Below are 18,534 nucleotides of genomic sequence, written 5' to 3'. Positions count from 1 at the left end.
GATCGGCGTTTGGGGTAGCTCGTTCGCGGCGTAATCTGGGCGTGGGTTATTGGAGATTACCAAAAAATAAAAGCCCCGGAAAGAGGGGCTTTTAATCGGCATAGTGTCTAATCTAGTAAACCAAATATTATTGTTATTTGGCTTCTTCACTTTTCGGTTCTTCAACATGGTGATGACCATGTTGATGTTCATGTCCGCCTAGAACCTTGTGAAGTTGAACTGTGTCAAGCTCGTTTTCCCAACGCGCAACCACAATACACGCAACCGCATTACCAACGAGATTGGTCAATGCACGACATTCCGACATGAAACGGTCGATACCGAGAATAATTGCCATACCGGCAACAGGAATAGCCGGAACGGCGCCAAGTGTAGCAGCGAGCGTAATAAAACCGGCACCGGTCACACCGGCAGCACCTTTTGAGGAGATCATCGCCACAACAAGAATAAGGATTTGATGCTCGAGGGTGAGATTAATATCCAAAGCTTGTGCGATGAACAAAGTAGCCAATGTCATATAAATGTTGGTACCGTCGAGGTTGAATGAATAGCCTGTCGGAATAACCAGACCAACGACCGATTTTTTTGCTCCCGCATTTTCCATCTTTTCCATCAAGGTCGGTAAAGCTGCTTCGGAAGAGGAAGTACCGAGAACCAGTAGTAATTCATCCTTGATGTAGCGAATCACTCTGAAAATCGAAATACCGTTATACCAGCAGACACCCCCGAGAATGACGACAACAAACAAAATCGACGTGATATAGAAGGTTGCGACAAGGAAGAACAGGTTGACGACCGAACCAATACCGTATTTGCCGATTGTGAAAGCCATTGCACCGAAAGCGCCGATAGGAGCTGCTTTCATGAGAATGGCTACCAATTTGAAAATCGGTGTGGAAAGAGCATGGATGAAATCCAGAATAGGACGGCCACGTTCACCAACTGATCCCAAAGCAATACCGAACAATATCGAAAAGAACAGTACCTGAAGAATGTCACCTTCTGCAAAAGCCGAAACCACAGTGGAAGGAATGATGTTCATCAGGAATTTGACGATTGATGCATCATGGGCTTTTTCAGCGTAAACTTTGACCGCAGCGGTGTCGAGTGAAGCCGGATCGATGTGCATTCCGGCACCCGGTTCCAACACATTTCCGATGATCAAACCGACAATCAAAGCCAGAGTTGAAAAGGTGATAAAATAAAGCATGCATTTACCGGCGACCCGTCCGACTTTTTTCAAGTCGCTCATACCGGCAATACCGCTTACAATGGTCAAAAAGATAACCGGTGCGATAATCATCTTGACCAATTTGATGAAGGCATCGCCAAGCGGCTTCAATGATGCACCGACATCAGGATAAAAATATCCGAGCAAAATACCACAGATAATCGCGAATATCACTTGTACATAAAGTACTTTATAGAGCGCACGATGGGGTCGTGGTTGTTTCATTTGTTCAATTTTGTAAGCCATGAAGCCTCCCTCTGATCGACCGTGCTATTACTCATGTTGCATCGGCGGCTCCTCGGCCACCGCCCGGTCGACTTCTACAATAAAGTCTCGCAAGTCATATGCCAAGAGACTATTGGTCTGCAAGTTTATTTGAACGGAAAATAACCTTAAATATTGATAATTTTGATAAAAACGCACAGAAATTGTCAGAAAAAACCGTTCTTTTTTTGAGCTTATCAACAACCGATTTAGAAAACGGGGCGTGCCGTAGCGGCAGCTATTCTATTTGGCCATTCTTTGTAGCGGCAAAAGTTTCAATCGGACGGAAGACTTCAAGCTCCGGTTTTAACCGGATTCGAATATCGGCAAACATGGTTATAAAACGACGCTATCCAACTCCGTTAAAGCCGGGTTTGTAAAAAAACAGGAACCACCGGTTATTTTAAATGATGAGACAGCTTTGCTTCGGCTATAAACAAACGGTGAGAACAACAATTCTGTCATCTGTTGTCTTTAGACAAATGCCGGTTCTTTTGAAGCTATATCCGGTTGGCTATTGATATTGATCCGGTTGAGTCTTTTGCCGTGTTTCTTGCTGATAATATTAGAAATCCGGTTTGGGAAAGCATGTTGCGGTTGCATTTTGTCATGGACAAAGCTTTTTATACTGCCCGTTAAAAACAATGTGAAAGTTGAATAGTTGATATGATCAAACAGGTTTTGCCCCGATATAGTCCCAGGCTTTATCAATATTTTCGGAAGCAAACCATTTTGTTTCGATACGTCCGAAAGGCCGGAAAAACTCAATCGCAAGATTGAGCCAGGAGGGGCCGCCGACAATGGCATAACGCCTCAGTTTTTTGAAAGCTTCGGCTCTGATTTTGGCTGTGTCTTCGTTAAAGAGACTTTCCCAATCAATTCCGTCATATTCTTTAAAAATGACAATCATATCAATATGATTTTGCCCTTCCGCTTCCGCTTCAAAAAGTCCATAGAGATTTTCCACATCGGAAGAAGCAAGCACACCGTTAACGGAAAAACCGATTGCACCGGCGCGGTTGGTTTTGATCTTGGAGATCACCGGTATTGTATCTTCGGGTAACATGCTTTTGCCCTTTCTTGTGGCTGAATTAAGTTATATGTAGAACTTTGTATAACGTTTGAAGTTTTCAATACTACAGATTTTAAGCGGACTTGATAGGTGCTGTCGATGACAATAAAACTTTCGGTTAATCTTAACGCCATCGCGGTGTTGCGCAACCGCAGGAATTTGCCTTGGCCAAATGTTGTCGGGATGGGACGCGTAGCGCTTGATGCCGGTGCTGACGGCATTACTGTCCATCCCCGTCCTGACCAGCGCCATATCAGATTCACAGATCTTCCCGATATACGCCGTTTGATTGACGATGAATTTCCAAATCGGGAATTCAATATTGAAGGATATCCTGACGACGCCTTTCTCGATTTGGCTGAAACTTATGCTAACCAGATAACATTGGTGCCCGACACTCCTGACCAATCGACCTCCGATCACGGCTGGAATTTTGCAAAGGATAGTGCGTTTTTGGAGCCGATTGTCAAACGGCTGAAAGATCGCTCGATTCGCGTGATTTTATTTGTAAATCCGGTGATTGACGGCCTTGATAGAGCAAAAGCGCTCGGTGCTGACGGTATCGAGATTTATACCGGTCCTTATGGTGATGCCTATGACAGTGATAAAAAACAGTTGCTCGCACTCGAAGCGGTGACACTTGTTGCTGAAAAGGCAAAACAATTGGGGCTTCTTGTCAATGCGGGGCATGATTTGACAGTGCCCAACCTCGCCCCCCTTGTCAAAAACGTGCCATGGCTTTATGAAGTTTCGATCGGCCATGGACTTATTGCAGATGCTTTGGAACATGGAATGAGGGAAACCGTTCTAAGGTTCAAAAGGGCGTTGGCCATTTAACTGCCCGATCGGGTGTCAACTGAATTAAATAGTTCGGGTAATCTTTTGCCCGTTTTTGATCTCTTTAACACAATTGAAATTTCGGCTGAAAGGATTGCGCTATGGCGGAGCCTCAAGATATTGACGCTGTGAGCGACGATCTCACGACAGCTGATGAAAATAATGACCATTCGAAAGAGAGTTTTTTACTCCTTTTGATTGGCGCTATCGGTGTTGTCTATGGCGATATCGGTACCAGTCCGATTTATGCTTTCCGCGAAGCCTTACGCGCCGGTGCAGGAAACCATGACATTTTGAAATATGACGTTTATGGCGTAATTTCCCTGATATTCTGGGCTTTATTGCTTATTGTTACAATCAAATATGTTGTGTTTGTTTTGCGCGCCGACAACAACGGGGAAGGCGGCATTCTCTCCCTTATGGCGCTCGCGCGCTCGACCTTTCGTAGAAAAGGTGGTTGGGCATTGGGAATCGGGATTCTCGGCGCATCTCTGTTTTTCGGTGATGCCGTTATTACACCCGCTGTCTCAGTGTTGTCTGCAGTTGAAGGTATGGAGGTTGTCGCTCCCGATCTTGAGCCTTTTATTGTGCCGCTCACACTTATTATTCTGGTGGCACTTTTTGCCGTGCAACGATTTGGCACGGGCAAGGTCGCAATTGTTTTCGGGCCGATAACGCTGGTCTGGTTTCTGGCTTTAGGCGGTTTCGGACTTTTCCATATATTTGATGATCTGACGATTCTGAAATCATTATTTCCCTGGTATGCCGTTTCCTATATTATCAGCAATCCGGCGACATCCTTTGCGGCAGTTGGAGCGGTATTTTTGGCGGTGACCGGCGCTGAAGCACTTTATGCCGATCTTGGCCATTTCGGACGCCGGCCAATCGTTGCAGCATGGCTCTGGATAGTATTTCCATGCCTCGTCCTCAATTATTTGGGGCAGGGGGCCTTTATTCTTTCTCACGGGCGCAACACAATTAATCCGTTTTATCAAATGTTGCCGGAATGGTCGCTCATTCCGATGATTGTGCTTGCAACTATGGCAACAGTGATCGCTTCCCAAGCTGTTATAACGGGTGCTTTTTCCATGGCACGTCAGGCTGTTCAGCTCAATATTTTGCCGCGTCTTGAAATTTTGCACACATCGGAAAAAAATCTCGGTCAAATCTATATGCCGCGGGTTAATCTGCTTCTTGCGGTGATTGTTATTTGTCTTGTGATCGGCTTTGAAAAATCGTCCAATCTGGCAGCCGCTTACGGCATTTCGGTTACCGGCAACATGATTGTGACAACATCTTTGCTTTTCATTGTTATGAAACGCATCTGGAAATGGAGCCTTGCTTTATGTCTCGTGCCGACACTGGCGTTTCTCTGTCTTGATCTTCTGTTCTTCAGTGCCAATCTCATTAAAATCCATGATGGCGGCTGGGTATCGGTGGGGCTTGCCTTTAGTGTTGTGCTCGTTATGTGGACATGGGTTCGGGGCAGCCGTCATTTGTTCAAGAAAACCCGCAAGGCCGAGGTACCGCTTGATCTGATTGTTAATAAAATGGCGGAAAAGCCGCCAATCATTGTACCGGGAACAGCGGTCTTTTTGACAAGCGATCCGAAAAGCGCACCCAGTGCTTTGATGCACAGCCTCAAACATTATAAAGTTTTGCATGAAAACAATGTGATCTTGACGGTGAATACGGCTTCAACACCACGTGTACCTTCGGTGGATCGCGCCCGTGTTTCCCAATTCAATGAACGTTTCATGCAAGTGACTTTGACGTTCGGTTACATGGAACAGCCAAACATTCCGAAGGCTTTGGCAATATGTCGAAAACTCGGCTGGAAATTCGATATTATGACGACATCGTTTTTTGTGTCCCGTCGTTCGATCAAACCTGCGGCCAAATCCGATATGCCGATGTGGCAAGATAAATTCTATATTTTCCTTGCCAGAACCGCCGCCGATGCAACCGAATATTTCCAGATTCCAACCGGTCGGGTTGTAGAAATCGGCACCCAGATTACCGTTTGAAAGAAAAAACTTGCTGTTTTCTACCGGCTTTGTTCACGACCCGAAACGTGACAAAGCCGGTAAAATTATCCTGACAAATCTCATTCAAAACAAAAAAGAAATTTTTACTGAAAATAATACTTGATATTGCCGATTTCTCGTAGCATGGTTACGAACCGTACGGTACGGTACGCAAAAGAAATGAAAATAGCGAACATGCAACAGTCGACAAATGCTCTGGTCAATAATTTGACAGATCGTCAGAAAGACGTTCTGGACGCGGCATTACAATTGCTTGTCAAAGACCATTTGGCATTAACAATGTCGAAAGTCGCGCAGGCGGCGAGTTGCTCGAAAGAAACACTTTACAAGTGGTTCGGCGATCGCAATACATTTCTTGAAGCAATGGTCGAGTGGCAGGCGTCAAGAGTTCGCGCAGTGCCGATCAGTCGTGAAGCGGTTGATGAACAAACACTTTTTAACAGTCTTGAACATTTTGCGCGCGATTGGTTGATGGTTTTGACCTCGCCAACTTCGATTGCGCTTAACCGGCTTGCAGTCAGTCAGGCCGGTACGGACAAAAACAATCTCGGTAATATTGTGCTTTATCGTGGGCCTTACGCAATGGCGCGTCGCCTGAAACCGATTTTGGAAATCGGTCGCGATTGCGGACTTTTGCAAGTGGACAACCTCGATAATGCATTCCGGACCTTTTTCGGACTTGTTGTTCGTGATGTCCAGATACGTAAATTGCTGGGTGACGATTTTCACATGGATGATGAAGAAATCATTCGCGAAGCGCGCACAGCGACAAGGCAATTTTTTGCTCTTTTCGGGCATAAAAATATGAATAAAACAGATGAAACGCAAATTTAAGGGAGTTTTCTATGCGTGTTTATTATGATCGTGATGCAGATGTAAACCTGATAAAATCCAAAAAAGTCGGTGTTATCGGCTATGGCTCGCAAGGCCGCGCCCATGCATTAAACCTGAAAGATTCCGGTGTGAAGGAAATCAAAATTGCTCTTCGTCCGGGCTCTGCAACAGCTAAAAAAGCTCAGGCAGATGGATTCGAAGTTGTGACCGTTGCCGAAGCAGCCAAGTGGGCTGACCTGATTATGATGGTTACCCCCGACGAATTGCAAGCCGACATTTTTAAAGAACAGATTGCCAACAATTTGCGCGACGGCGCAGCAATTGCATTTGCTCATGGTCTGAACATTCACTTCGGTTTGATCGAACCGAAAAAGACAGTGGATGTCATTATGATTGCTCCTAAAGGTCCCGGTCATACAGTGCGCAGCGAATATCAGCGCGGCGGCGGTGTTCCAAGCCTTATTGCTGTTGGTCACGACGCTACAGGCAATGCGCATGATCTGGCGCTCTCTTACGCTTGCGGAATTGGTGCCGGTCGCTCTGGCGTTATTGAAACAACATTCAAGGAAGAAACCGAAACCGATCTTTTTGGTGAACAGGTTGTTCTTTGCGGTGGTCTTGTCAACCTTATCCGTTCGGGTTTCGAAACTCTGGTTGAAGCCGGTTATGCTCCGGAAATGGCTTACTTTGAATGCTGCCACGAGATGAAGCTCATTGTTGACCTCATCTATGAAGGTGGCATTGCCAATATGAACTATTCAATTTCCAACACCGCCGAATGGGGTGAATATGTCAGTGGTCCGCGTATCATCAACGATGAAGTCAAGGCTAATATGAAGCGTGTTTTGAAGGACATTCAGGACGGTACATTCTGCTCCAACTGGATGCAGGAATATAAATCCGGTGCTGTTCGCTTCAAAGCAATCCGTCGCATTAATGACGGACATCAGCTTGAACAAATCGGTGGCAAATTGCGCGAGATGATGCCGTGGATCAAAGCAAACGCATTGGTTGATAAAACACGCAACTAATCGCGCGTTTTTGTAGTCCAAATTCTGAAGAAGGGCTGACAATGTCAGCCCTTTTTCTTTTAATATCATATATAAAATCACCAATTGCGATAATCGGCCTGCAACTCACGATCAACGCGCAGGGCTAAAGCGCTGCGGCGTCATGTTTCTTTTTAAACCATTTCGTGTTTCATTATCGGCTTCAAGAAACCTCCGGTTATTGCTTTGTCGGGCCGGCCAAAGATTATCCGGTTTGATGATCACATAAAAACCTTCAATAATGTTTAACGGCCTTTTTTTACTTGATATAACCGACAAGCCAATGGTTGGAGCAAAACCCCGAAAAGCGCGGTTGACTGCGACGAAAGATTTTTCCGATTACTATCTAAAAGAGGGGTAAGTGCAGACAACATAGCGCATATCATTTGCAACTGCCGTTTAGTCGAACTGTGCAGACGAAAAAAACATCATTGATTATGATAACGATCATCGTGTCCGACTGGTAGATAAACGACCGACCACCAGATCGATCGCACATCAAAGCGCGTCCCGATTATAAAAATGATTTATTTCGGAAAAGGTGACTTGCAAGTCTGGCGAACGCCGCCCCTATCTATATAGGTATCATCCGACGAACGATAGCTTTTATAACGATCGCTACACCATTGCTGATGATTTATATCAGGGCCGGTATCCAGTTTATATGTGGGGCCGGAAGGATGCGTCAGCTCCGGTTTATAATTACGGTTAGGTTTTGGAACTCCATAATTCGAGTGAGGAAGTGGGGCATTTTGCGGGCGGGTTATGGGAGCCAAAGGACTGTTTAACTCGACTGCACCGGCGTTTATTGCGAGTGTTGTGGATAAGAACAAAGGTATAACAAATAATTTAGCTAACCGGAAAATCATGGCCTTCCTCGTTAAAACCTTAAAGAATTCTGAATAAATTGAATCATAACGATCACGTTTCGTATCGTAAGTTATAAGAATTCAATGATACTCTTCAAAACTTCTCTTCAGGCAACTTGTAATTTTTTTAATATACGCCAAATTTGGAATGGTTAGTAGAGAAGGATCAAATATAATGTCACATTTTTTGAGAAATATTGTTATTGCCGGGGTCGTGGTCGGGAGCGCTTGTTTGAGCGCCTCCGGAGCATTTGCAGATGACAAAGTCACAATCGGAGTGCTTGTCTGTACCGGGCAGGGCGCCGAGGGACATATATTCAAAGCGACAGAAAAGCTCACCTGTGTTTTCCAGCCGAATGATAAAGGCGCCGAGACAGACAAATATGTCGGCAAAATCGAACAGCTCGGCATAGATATTGGTAAAGCAGGTGCCGGACAATTGTCGTGGATGGTCATGGCGGCAAGTAAAGACGCATACAAGTCCGGAATTCTCGTGGGTAAATATGAGGGGGTCAGTGTCGACGCTGCTGCCGGTGTTGGTGGTGGAGCCAACATACTTGTTGGCGATAACAAAGCGTTTTCTTTGCAACCAGTGAGTGTAGAAGCTCATGAGGGAGCCAATATTGCTATTGGCGTTTCGAAATTGACTTTGAGCGCTGATAACAAATAATTTTTGAAAACGTCATATCTGGCGAAAAGAATAAAACTTTTCGACACAATTGTTTGTTGAGAGACGAGACGTTTTAACAGAAAGGATGCAGCCTCAAGGCTGTGTCCTTTTATTTTTAGCATAATGAAACTTTACATATCGGCTTGTTTCATCATAAGCATAGAGAGGAAAAGTTTTATATTAAATGAACTTTGTCGCAAAAGGGGAATTGCTACCGTGGCGTATCATGGCCGTTTTTTTGAAGTTTACGACGTATTCAGTGACATGGTTCTCTCGGGCAATCCTGTAGCAATTGTGCATGAAGCAGACGGTTTGACCGATCAGCAAATGCAGTCTATCGCGCGTGAATTCAATTTGTCGGAAACTGTTTTCGTCAATCCGCCGAAAGATGAAAAACACGTCGCCAATTTGCGAATTTTCAAACCGGATGGAGAAATGTCATTTGCCGGTCATCCGACTGTCGGCGCCGCCATATCCCTCGCACGGAAAAATATAAAAAACAATTGCCGTAATGATTCACTTATTATTCTTGAGGAGAAAGTCGGAATTATCCGTGCAGTGGTTGATTTGAGTGAAAAAGTCGCTTTTGCCGAATTCGATCTGCCAAAACTCCCCGAACAACTTCCGATGGATACACCGAAAGAAATTTTTGCAGCAGTATTCGGGCTTGAAAGTAAGGAAATAGGCTTTGAAAATCATGTTCCCTCGCTTTGGACAGCGGGTGTTCCATTCTTTTTTGTGCCTTTGCGCAATCTCAAAACTGTTGCCAGTGCATCGCCTGATCCCGTTTATATTATGGAGAACTTCGACAAGCTTAACGTAAAGACACCGTCATTTTACCTCTATAGCCGGGAAACGCAGTTGTTCCGGAGTGCCTTTCATGTTCGTATGTTCCGTCCGGATGGTTCGGAAGATGCCGCAACCGGCTCGGCAGCATCTGCATTTTGTGGTGTTGTCCAGCATTTTGATAACCCATTGGATGGCAAGAAAAATATTTGGCTCGAGCAGGGAATGGAGATGAATCGTGTGTCGAAAATCCGTCTCGAATGGTATGTCGAAAACGGAAAACTCGTTTCTGCACGCATTGGCGGCAAGGCTGTCAAATATGCCGAAGGTCATATATTCCCTTGAACATTTTCCGGCTTTCCTGCCGTGATCATAGCGGGCGAGCAAACATTCTTTCACTTGAAACTGCTTTCAGCTTTTCAGCTTTTCGAAAAGCTGTTTTCAAAAACCATTATTTTCAGTTACCGAAAATCCTTAGCAATGTATGGTTTTAATATCCCGCTTTGGTTACGATGATAGAATAATCATAAAAAAATATAATATCTCACCACACTGTTGGTGAACTATCTTGTAAATTTATCTCGAAAACCATGAAATGATAAACCAATGTTTTCTGACCTTCGCAAAATTCAAGAAGTATTCTGCCAGAATTTTGTAGAAAAGCATGTTTGGCAACTTAATAAGTACCTTGAAAAGCTGATCATGAACAAGTGGTGAAAAAGACCCTCATTCCAACTCGAGCTTGAAGGGAAGGTAAAAACACAAGTTGGTTTCAGCCAGCATTGGCAGCAATGCGGTCAACCAAGCCGCGCGGCGTATTTTTCTCTGAAAGTGAACCGCGTTGAATTGCAGCAAATCAGCGGTATATGAAGTTTAACACCCCGCGGCGCAAAGACTTAATTCAAGCAATTTAATCCAGGAGGTCGCTCCTCCCGGCGGGCAATCATTATGGAAGTCGCCTTTCACAGTGAAACCGCAGAGGACCAATCGCCCGATATAACGCATCTGAAAAAGCACAAACAGCAGTTAATGCACCAAAAGCGATAAGTATTTTTTCTTATTTCCTTCGATAATATGTTAGGTCAGAATAGATTATTTAAAAAATAATCCCGAAGCGCATTGGTCCAATTCCAGATTCGATGACGCGTTTACCAGAAGCATGAAAAGCATTGATTGCCTCATTATCAGCCTCTGATCTCCAAGCTTTATCACTGATAAAGCCATATCCATCCCCGACAACTTTAAAACTACCTCGTTTAAATATCGGGTTACCAGTCATATCGCCTTCAAGGACAATTTCAAATTTACCGGATTGGATAGCTTCGACTAACCCGGGCTCAGTAATTTTACCTTGAGCGATATGGCTTTTCATAACTTGAGTGAATAATTCCTTCAATTCATCATCGGTCATGTTGGGATTTGCTGTAATTGTTCCATCAGCAGAAACAGACGATCCATTCCTTAAAGATTCAGCAATGCTTGTCATGGTATCATGATAAACAGAACCAGTCTGAACAGCATTAACATCGATTTTGCCTGCGATAAGTTCTTGAATTCTGGATATTGCATCAGATGAAGACGCAGAAAGAGGAGTGTTGCCAGAAGTGGCAACGGTCGGTGATATACCTCTTGAACCCTTAGTGTCGCTATTGAATTGATTGGTCTCGTTGGACTTCAGCAAATGTAAAGCCGTTTCTGCACCTGACATACGGCCATTATTAAATACAGAATTAATCATAACTGTACTCCATAAATTGAAGGCAACTTAAGCCGTCATGTCTTAATACACCTAAAATACAGTATTCCTCATGAATACAAGATAATTATATCATATAATTGGTTATAGATCAATTGATGTACTTTCTCCCGTTTGAGCGGACACATGATCTATTGATTTAGTGCCCTTCTGAACATCCTTGGAGAGTTCATAATGAGCGCGGAATGTGGATGGATTTCATATAATCCTTGATCCATCCATTGATCTGCCGAAGAGCTGATTTGGAATCCGGGAAATTGGATATTTTGATATAATCGCGTTTAAGCGTTTTGACAAAAGCTTCCGAAATACCGTTTGATTGCGGGCTTTTGACCGGCGTAAAGCAGGGCTTGAGATTAAGCGCTACTGCAAACTGCCTCGTTTCCAATGCAGTGTAGCATGAGCATTGTCTGGTAAATGCTCAATGAGGTGTGGCGCCCTTGCGGTTGCAAAGTGCTTTTCAATCGCTTCCAGATTTTGCAAAAATAACAGTAGCAATCCGGTCAGGTTTGCATAACCTAAAAACATTCATTTTCTAAAATTTTTTTCTAATTGTAATAACGATTTTAGCAATATGTTTCTTATCTTGCCACTAAAAATGGAGAAAATGAAAACCTCATTCCAACTATCATGAAGAGGATCATCATGAAGCGTTATTTTTCCACATTATTGGCTGCAGTTCTTGTGCTTTTTGCCAGCGCCGCATATGCTGATCGTCTTGACGACATAAAAAAAGCTGGCGTTCTAAAAGTTGCATCTTTTGATAGCAATCCGCCATTTGGTTTTGTTGATGAAAAAACAAAACAGATCACCGGGCTTGATGTTGATTTTGCTCAAGCTGTTGCTGACAAACTTGGCGTTAAATTGGAAGTTCATCCAACCAATCCGGCAAACCGCATACCTCTTTTGACTTCAGGTCAGGTGGATTTGGTTGTGGCGAATTTTACGGTCACACCAGAGCGCGCCGAGCAGGTTGATTTTTCCATTCCCTATTTTGCTTCAGGTCAACAATTTATTGCCAAAAAAGGGTTTTTAAAATCAGCTGACCAACTGGCAAATTTGCGCATAGGAGCAGATAAAGGCACAACCAATGAAATCAATCTGAAAAATTTGTACCCGACAGCAAAAGTTATTACTTACGATGACACGCCATTTGCTTTTGCCGCGTTGCGAAACGGCAATGTGCAAGCCATCACACAAGATGGTCCGAAGCTTGTTGGTTTATTGGCAAATGTCCCGGACAAAGATCAATATGAGGTGCCAGCATTCACCATTTCCAATGATTACATGGCAGCAGCAGCACCCAAGGGTGAAACTGCACTTGTTACTGTTGTCAATGAAACTCTGCTGGATTTGGAAAAGACAGGGAAAGCGGAAAAAATTTACAATAAATGGTTCGGCCCCGATAGCAAAACTCCGCTCCCCAGATTGTTCAAGATTGGCGATAAACAATAATTCTCTTCATCCAACATGAAACTTGTGCAATGGAGCCGGCACAACCGGCTCTTTTGTCTATTCCAGGAACAAAAATTTATACGCAAGACTTTTGAGTAAAGCACATGCTGTCACACGAGTATTTAGGTTGGATATGGAACGGTTATCAGGTAACCATTGTCCTTACTATTCTTTCATGTATTGCTGCCTCATTACTTGGTGCCGTCTTATGCAGCATGCGCATAAGCCCGTTTTGGCCCCTCAATATTTTTTCCAAAGCTTACATAGCGATTTTCCGAAATACACCATTGTTGGTTCAACTGTTCTTTTGGTACTTCGGGGTCAGCCGTTTTGTACCGGACAACATCAGATTTTGGTTACTGGATGCACATCAATGGGTTTTCGGCCCAGTTACTTTAAATTGGCCGTCATATGAGTTTATATACGGATTTATTGGTTTGGCGCTCTATACAGCCGCCTATATCGCAGAAGAATTGCGCGCTGGTATAAAGACTGTACCGATAAATCAGGAATCTGCTGCCTTTGCCCTTGGTTTTACGCGAAGCCAGGCATTCCGTTTTATAATTTTACCGCAAGCGGTACGCAACGCGCTTTCACCACTGCTCGGCCAATATATGATGGCTTTAAAAAACTCTTCTCTAACAGCCTCAATAGGCGTTGCCGAACTTTTCTATGTCGCAAGCCAAATTGAAACGCGTTCACTTTTGGCTTTTCCTGTCTATCTTATTTTGACAGTGTTATATTTAATAACAATTGCGCTTATCGAGATAGTCGGGCGCATTATCGAAACACGTCGGCTTAAAAGCACTGGTCGGAGGGTTCAGGCGTGAACTTCTCGTTCGTTTTCGATAATTTCGAATATTTGATGATTGGTGCTTGGCCAAACGGGCCGGTAGGCGGCTTGGCTTTAACATTGCTATTGTGTGTTTTTTCAGCTGTCTTATCAGCTTTGTTCGGTCTTTTATCCGGTATCCTGCTTGTTATGTCAGGTCAGAAATGGCAGTTGGTTCTGGTTGCTATTCTCGGGTTTTTCCGGGCAATCCCGATTTTGATGTTAATTTTCTGGATCTATTTTTTGCTTCCCATGATGCTTGGCATATCTGCGCCAAAAGTACAGACTATTGTTTTGGCCTTATCCTTGGTTGGCGGGGCTTATCTTGGTCATTCTGTTGCAGCAGGTCTGCGCAGCGTTGGCGACGACCAATGGGCAGCCGGACTAGCACTAGGATTTAATAGGTGGAAAGTTCTATGGTTTTTGATTTTGCCACAAGCACTGCCACGCATGGCACCATCATTTATCAACCAATGTATCTCGCTTACGAAAGATACGTCGTTGGCATATATCATTGGTACACAAGAATTTCTGACCTTGGCGCGGCAAATTGACGGTCGCTTGACAGGCGCTTATTCAACAGAAATCTATCTATTCGTCGGGATTGTTTACTTCGTGCTCTGTATGACATTGAATTTTTTTGCAGAATGCATCAACAAACACTATTCAAAAGAAAGACAGTTTGTCTGAAAGGCATTGCAGATTAAGTTTGCGTTTTAGTTCTGCTGCAATAATTTTAGAAAAACAAGCGAGATCCGTTTAACTATTTTCAAACACTGTCCGAAAATATAGGCATGGCAATGCGTTGGGACAAAAGACAATTGAAATCGCAAGACACTATTCTCGACGTGCTGACAAGAGCAAAAAGGTAGAAGTGGCGGTTGTCAGACTGGGTGCTAGAATGAACAAAAACAGTACATAAATTGTCAAACTCTTCGAAAAAAGTGTCAAACTTTGTTATCGCTAAATTTTTTGTCTGAAAAAACACTAATAAATCGGAGATTTAAATGGTGGGTGATACAGGGATCGAACCTGTGACCCGCTGATTAAGAGTCAGCTGCTCTACCAACTGAGCTAATCACCCAACGGCGTTGTTGATCAACGATAGCGGTTCTATAGCGTTCCTAAGGATTGATGTCCATAGAAAATTTTCGTTTTTTTGTCATTTCATTCATTGTTGAAGCGGGAAGTATAAAGATTGCGAAAATATCTTGATCTTCATACGAAATAGCCTCATTATACAACTTTCGTAAGCATGTGTGACTTTAATTGTTACCGGTAAAGAGAGGACGATCGAGCGTAATGCCCGACCAAAATTCATCAGAAGACCCTTCTTGTAGTAGCGAGCGGTATAGGCCGTTTCGGGGATTTTTTCATTACCATCATGTTGATTTGGCGTTCCGGCGTGCTTTTAGAGCCGGAATAACAGGATCGGTTGTGTTCGCTGTTTTGCAAATGGCGACCTCGAGGATTAAAAATGGTTGACTATATTTTTCCTCGACTATTTTCCTTTGTTTGGCACTTTTCTCGGAATTGACGGATTATGGAATGGATAGCAAATCCCCATGCATGGATGGGGCTTGTAACACTTATATTTCTGGAAATTGTACTAGGCATTGATAACCTTGTCTTTATCGCAATTTTGGCTACAAAATTGCCTCCTAAGGTAAGGAACCGTGCCCGTTTGACAGGCTTGAGCTGTGCATTGGTCATGCGCTTGATACTGCTGACGGCGATGGGGTGGGTCATGACACTTGACCAACCTCTTTTTTCACTCGGTAATTTCAATTTCAGTTGGCACAGCATCATCCTGATAATAGGCGGAGCTTTTCTCCTTGCAAAAGGGACACTCGAGCTTCATGAAAGGTTGGAGGGCGAGGTTCAGGAAAACTCGACTTCGGTTGTCCATGCGGTGTTTTGGCAAGTTATTGTCCAGATTGTTGTGCTCGATGCAGTCTTTTCTCTGGATAGTATCATTACGGCGACAGGTATGATCCCAAAAGATCAGATGATGGTGATGTATCTTGCAGTCATTATCGCTATGGGTGTGATGATGTGGGGCTCTGGCCCCCTGATGGTATTTGTTAACCGCCATCCAACAGTTGTCATCCTGTGTCTCGGATTTTTGATGATGATCGGCTTTAGCCTCATTGTTGAAGGTTTCGGTTTCCATATTCCGAAGGGCTATCTTTACGCGGCTATCGGTTTTTCCGTTCTTATCGAAGCGTTCAATCAGATCGGCCGGCATAACAGAGAGAAACTTATTTCAACCAATGATTTGCGCGAAAGGACAGCCGGTGCAGTGCTGCGTCTTCTGGGCGGCGGTAAAAAAGAAGGGAGTCTCGGTGAAACAGTTGATCTTATTGCTGAACAGGCTGCCGCCTCTGAAATATTCAGGCCGGAAGAAAAGCAGATGATTCGTGGTGTGCTTGATCTTGCTGACCGGCCTGTCCGGTCGATCATGTCCCCGCGAAACGAGATAGAATGGCTTGACCTTGATACTGATGAAGAGGAAATGCGCAACGAACTCGAGCAATTCAAACACAGCCGTCTTGTGCTTGCCCGCGAGAAAGTTGACGAATTTGTCGGCGTTGCATTGACTAAAGATTTGCTGCTTGATCTCGCCGAAGGCAAGAATATCGACTGGCAGAAAGCCATGCGTCAGCCCCTCGTCGTTCATGAAAATACCAGTGTTCTGCGGCTCATGGAAAAATTGCGTCGTTCAGCAATTCAACTTGCCATAGTGGTTGATGAACATGGCTCGTTTGAAGGCGTCGCAACCCCGACTGATATATTGGAAGCTATTGCCGGCGATTTTCCGGATGAAGATGACGAACCGGTTATTGCCGAACAGTTGAAAGATGGCAGCTTTATGGTTGAAGGCTATGCCGATATTCGTCGATTGAGCGGTTATCTTGATAAAGATTTGGTGGATGAGAATGATCGTTATACAACTCTTGCCGGTTTTATGTTATGGCATTTCGGGCATTTGCCGGTGACGGGCGAGAGTTTTGAAGCCGAAGGGTTTAATTTCAAGGTCGTTGAAATGGACCGACGGAATATAGCAAAAGTGTTGATATCGCCGGTAAAAAAGCAAGATCAATAATTTGTCAATAAAAAAATAGTCAGTTATTTGTTAAAGACGCTTAACTTATCTACGAGAATTTGTAAGATAAAGAATAGTTCTCATTTGGAGGGAATTGGATATGGAACCACGTTTGCAGATCATCGTTACGCCTACGCGCGCTGGCCGTGTCGGTAAAAAGCTTGGCGATTGGCTGTGTTCATATGCGGACAGTCACTCGAACTTTGATGTTGAATTGATTGATCTGGCAACAATCAATCTGCCATTATTCGATGAGCCGAAGCATCCGCGTCTTCATCAATATGAACATGCCCATACAAAAGAGTGGAGCAAGCTCATCGCCAAGGGAGATTGTTATATTTTCGTCATTCCCGAATATGACCATCTGCCACCCTCATCTTTTGTCAATGCTGTGACTTATCTTGCACATGAATGGAGTTATAAAGCCGTATCATTTTTGAGCTATGGCGGCATTTCCGGAGGCTTGAGAGCTGTAGAAACGGCACGGTTGATGGTTAACGCCGTAAGAATGGTACCGATTCTTGAAACTTTGCCAATTCCCCAATATACCCAGTATATAGACGAGAATGGTAATTTCAGACCAAGCGCCGCTATCGAAGGTGGGGCACAGGCAGTTTTTGATGAATTGTTCAAAATGAATAACGGTTTGAAAAATATCCGCCCGAAATTTTGACATGTTTTAGCCTTCGGACAAGGTGATGACTAAATTATTAGTCGTTCTTGAAGATCAGGACGATGCGCGGGTTGCTTATAGCGTCCGCGCTGACATTGTTTTAGTGTCCGGCACATTGCAAAAAATGCAAAAACTATGTTCGGCACTGAAAAATATGGCGAGCTATTCGCCGCAAATATGGTTGCGGACTTCCGATCCCCATTTGTTGACTTCCAGAGTGATGGAGCGGTGCGGCGCGCAAAGGATTGTTGTTTCGGCTTTGCCGGAAGAGCTTCCGGCTTTTGTGAAAACGCTGGTAAATCAATGTAATGATTATCCTCTGGTGGCATTGATAGAAGCGGAAAATTCGCCGGATAATTCTTTGATCACGATTATCGGTGCTTTGGGCTTTAGTGGTATTCTGCTTCAGCCACGTAATCTTGACCAGACAATTTTGAGCCAGATAAAGGTAGGAAATATCGGTCAATTCATGACAAAATCCCGTGCCAATAATTTGGAAGCGGGTGTTATCGGGATGATCGAGGCACCTGACATTCCACGTTTGCTACCTTATTCACCTGATTGGCTGGGATTTATTATTAAACATCCGGTCAAATCGGGCCAGTTTGGCGATAATGCAACCAATTTATTGATGCGCGCTCTTTTACCCGTAGATAGCGGGCAGGAACAACTTCCCGAAGGTTCGGGGCTCGGTACGGATCGCATTATTATTGAAGATTTTATTTTGCCGATGGAAATCGGTGCCTATAAACGTGAATACGGGCATAAACAAAAGGTCCGCTTCAACATCAAGGCCGATGTCGAACGTCTATCTTCCAATCCGGAAGATATGCGTCATATTTTTTCCTATGATCTTATTCTTGATGGTATCAAAAATCTAGTTTCGCTGGGTCATGTCGAACTTGTTGAAACATTGGCCGAACGGATAGCTGCACTCATTCTTGCTTACCCGAGGGTTCAAAAAGTTATCGTCCGGGTGGATAAGCTCGAGTTGGGGCCTGCAGCAGTTGGTGTGGAAATCGAGCGACAAAAAAAGAAAGCTTGAATAACGT

16 protein-coding genes, 1 tRNA gene and 1 pseudogene are annotated in these 18,534 nt (G+C 44.1%); 12 read left to right on the top strand and 6 right to left on the bottom strand.

Translation table 11 applies throughout. From position 1 onward, the window contains the following. Positions 1-133: 133 nt before the first annotated feature. Both H3S82_RS08555 and H3S82_RS08550 read right to left on the bottom strand, forming a co-directional pair. Positions 134-1,477 (bottom strand): dicarboxylate/amino acid:cation symporter, encoded by a 1,344-nt coding sequence (locus H3S82_RS08555; protein ID WP_198233142.1) that lies wholly within the window; start codon positions 1,475-1,477, stop codon positions 134-136. A gap of 688 nt (positions 1,478-2,165) precedes the next feature. Continuing rightward, entirely contained in the window at positions 2,166-2,561 is a 396-nt protein-coding gene (locus H3S82_RS08550) for an STAS/SEC14 domain-containing protein (RefSeq protein ID WP_198224319.1), read from the bottom strand. Positions 2,562-2,666: 105 nt separating this feature from the next. Here H3S82_RS08550 and H3S82_RS08545 point away from each other — a divergent pair, with 105 nt between their 5' ends. From H3S82_RS08545 to ilvC, 4 genes are all read left to right on the top strand, one after another. Further along, on the top strand, positions 2,667-3,404 hold the full coding sequence (locus H3S82_RS08545; protein ID WP_198233141.1) for a pyridoxine 5'-phosphate synthase: 738 nt from the start codon (positions 2,667-2,669) through the stop codon (positions 3,402-3,404). A 101-nt stretch (positions 3,405-3,505) separates the two neighbouring features. Continuing rightward, entirely contained in the window at positions 3,506-5,431 is a 1,926-nt protein-coding gene (locus H3S82_RS08540; protein ID WP_198233140.1) for a potassium transporter Kup, read from the top strand. 195 nt (positions 5,432-5,626) lie between these two features. Continuing rightward, complete coding sequence (locus H3S82_RS08535) at positions 5,627-6,286, top strand: TetR/AcrR family transcriptional regulator (RefSeq protein WP_198233153.1); 660 nt, start codon at positions 5,627-5,629, stop codon at positions 6,284-6,286. 11 nt (positions 6,287-6,297) lie between these two features. Continuing rightward, the gene (gene ilvC / locus H3S82_RS08530) at positions 6,298-7,317 is read left to right on the top strand and encodes a ketol-acid reductoisomerase (protein WP_198233139.1); all 1,020 of its coding nucleotides are present in this window, start codon (positions 6,298-6,300) and stop codon (positions 7,315-7,317) included. 545 nt (positions 7,318-7,862) lie between these two features. Here the strand turns inward: ilvC and H3S82_RS11415 are convergent. Beyond that, complete coding sequence (locus H3S82_RS11415) at positions 7,863-8,204, bottom strand: BA14K family protein (protein WP_078039689.1); 342 nt, start codon at positions 8,202-8,204, stop codon at positions 7,863-7,865. A 175-nt stretch (positions 8,205-8,379) separates the two neighbouring features. Here H3S82_RS11415 and H3S82_RS08520 point away from each other — a divergent pair, with 175 nt between their 5' ends. Beyond that, complete coding sequence (locus H3S82_RS08520; protein WP_198233138.1) at positions 8,380-8,874, top strand: DUF992 domain-containing protein; 495 nt, start codon at positions 8,380-8,382, stop codon at positions 8,872-8,874. A gap of 207 nt (positions 8,875-9,081) precedes the next feature. After that, a complete protein-coding gene (locus H3S82_RS08515) occupies positions 9,082-10,005 on the top strand; it encodes a PhzF family phenazine biosynthesis protein (protein WP_370541283.1) in 924 nt (307 codons plus the stop codon). Positions 10,006-10,756: 751 nt separating this feature from the next. On the opposite strand, the gene H3S82_RS08510 is transcribed toward H3S82_RS08515, so the two are convergent. After that, on the bottom strand, positions 10,757-11,398 hold the full coding sequence (locus tag H3S82_RS08510) for a hypothetical protein (protein WP_198233136.1): 642 nt from the start codon (positions 11,396-11,398) through the stop codon (positions 10,757-10,759). Positions 11,399-11,547: 149 nt separating this feature from the next. Continuing rightward, positions 11,548-11,890 (bottom strand): annotated as a pseudogene (locus H3S82_RS08505) (integrase core domain-containing protein); the annotation flags it as partial. A 171-nt stretch (positions 11,891-12,061) separates the two neighbouring features. On the opposite strand from H3S82_RS08505, the gene H3S82_RS08500 reads away from it, so the two are divergent. The 3 genes from H3S82_RS08500 to H3S82_RS08490 all read left to right on the top strand — a co-directional run bounded on the left by H3S82_RS08500 (position 12,062) and on the right by H3S82_RS08490 (position 14,393). Next, entirely contained in the window at positions 12,062-12,871 is an 810-nt protein-coding gene (locus H3S82_RS08500; protein WP_198233135.1) for an ABC transporter substrate-binding protein, read from the top strand. Positions 12,872-12,975: 104 nt separating this feature from the next. Further along, positions 12,976-13,701 carry an amino acid ABC transporter permease gene (locus H3S82_RS08495; RefSeq protein WP_077971912.1) on the top strand — a complete coding sequence of 242 codons (726 nt, stop codon included), beginning with the start codon at positions 12,976-12,978 and terminating at the stop codon, positions 13,699-13,701. Beyond that, positions 13,698-14,393 (top strand): amino acid ABC transporter permease, encoded by a 696-nt coding sequence (locus H3S82_RS08490; RefSeq protein WP_198232854.1) that lies wholly within the window; start codon positions 13,698-13,700, stop codon positions 14,391-14,393. The genes H3S82_RS08495 and H3S82_RS08490 overlap by 4 nt, the downstream gene beginning before the upstream one ends. Before the next feature lie 318 nt (positions 14,394-14,711). Here H3S82_RS08490 and H3S82_RS08485 read toward each other — a convergent pair. Further along, positions 14,712-14,787 (bottom strand) — tRNA-Lys (locus H3S82_RS08485). 459 nt (positions 14,788-15,246) lie between these two features. Here H3S82_RS08485 and H3S82_RS08480 point away from each other — a divergent pair. From H3S82_RS08480 to H3S82_RS08470, 3 genes are all read left to right on the top strand, one after another. Then, positions 15,247-16,809 carry a TerC family protein gene (locus H3S82_RS08480; RefSeq protein ID WP_198232853.1) on the top strand — a complete coding sequence of 521 codons (1,563 nt, stop codon included), beginning with the start codon at positions 15,247-15,249 and terminating at the stop codon, positions 16,807-16,809. Positions 16,810-16,909: 100 nt separating this feature from the next. Next, a complete protein-coding gene (locus H3S82_RS08475) occupies positions 16,910-17,482 on the top strand; it encodes an NADPH-dependent FMN reductase (protein WP_198224343.1) in 573 nt (190 codons plus the stop codon). A gap of 25 nt (positions 17,483-17,507) precedes the next feature. Continuing rightward, positions 17,508-18,527, top strand: coding sequence for a dihydroneopterin aldolase (locus H3S82_RS08470; protein ID WP_198232852.1), 1,020 nt, complete (start codon positions 17,508-17,510; stop codon positions 18,525-18,527). Positions 18,528-18,534: the final 7 nt, after the last annotated feature.

Source organism: Bartonella sp. M0192 (assembly GCF_016102305.1).
Classification (GTDB): domain Bacteria; phylum Pseudomonadota; class Alphaproteobacteria; order Rhizobiales; family Rhizobiaceae; genus Bartonella; species Bartonella apihabitans.
The sequence above is the reverse complement of the archived record's forward strand: the minus strand, read 5'-3'. Positions and strand labels throughout refer to the sequence as shown.

Bases quoted from the DNA above. Each gene is read 5' to 3' on its own strand.
- H3S82_RS08555 (WP_198233142.1), bottom strand. From the start codon at position 1,477: ATGGCTTACAAAATTGAACAAATGAAACAACCACGACCCCATCGTGCG.
- H3S82_RS08550 (WP_198224319.1), bottom strand. From the start codon at position 2,561: ATGTTACCCGAAGATACAATACCGGTGATCTCCAAGATCAAAACCAAC.
- H3S82_RS08545 (WP_198233141.1), top strand. From the start codon at position 2,667: ATGACAATAAAACTTTCGGTTAATCTTAACGCCATCGCGGTGTTGCGC.
- H3S82_RS08540 (WP_198233140.1), top strand. From the start codon at position 3,506: ATGGCGGAGCCTCAAGATATTGACGCTGTGAGCGACGATCTCACGACA.
- H3S82_RS08535 (WP_198233153.1), top strand. From the start codon at position 5,627: ATGCAACAGTCGACAAATGCTCTGGTCAATAATTTGACAGATCGTCAG.
- ilvC (WP_198233139.1), top strand. From the start codon at position 6,298: ATGCGTGTTTATTATGATCGTGATGCAGATGTAAACCTGATAAAATCC.
- H3S82_RS11415 (WP_078039689.1), bottom strand. From the start codon at position 8,204: ATGATTTTCCGGTTAGCTAAATTATTTGTTATACCTTTGTTCTTATCC.
- H3S82_RS08520 (WP_198233138.1), top strand. From the start codon at position 8,380: ATGTCACATTTTTTGAGAAATATTGTTATTGCCGGGGTCGTGGTCGGG.
- H3S82_RS08510 (WP_198233136.1), bottom strand. From the start codon at position 11,398: ATGATTAATTCTGTATTTAATAATGGCCGTATGTCAGGTGCAGAAACG.
- H3S82_RS08500 (WP_198233135.1), top strand. From the start codon at position 12,062: ATGAAGCGTTATTTTTCCACATTATTGGCTGCAGTTCTTGTGCTTTTT.
- H3S82_RS08495 (WP_077971912.1), top strand. From the start codon at position 12,976: ATGCTGTCACACGAGTATTTAGGTTGGATATGGAACGGTTATCAGGTA.
- H3S82_RS08480 (WP_198232853.1), top strand. From the start codon at position 15,247: ATGGAATGGATAGCAAATCCCCATGCATGGATGGGGCTTGTAACACTT.
- H3S82_RS08475 (WP_198224343.1), top strand. From the start codon at position 16,910: ATGGAACCACGTTTGCAGATCATCGTTACGCCTACGCGCGCTGGCCGT.
- H3S82_RS08470 (WP_198232852.1), top strand. From the start codon at position 17,508: ATGACTAAATTATTAGTCGTTCTTGAAGATCAGGACGATGCGCGGGTT.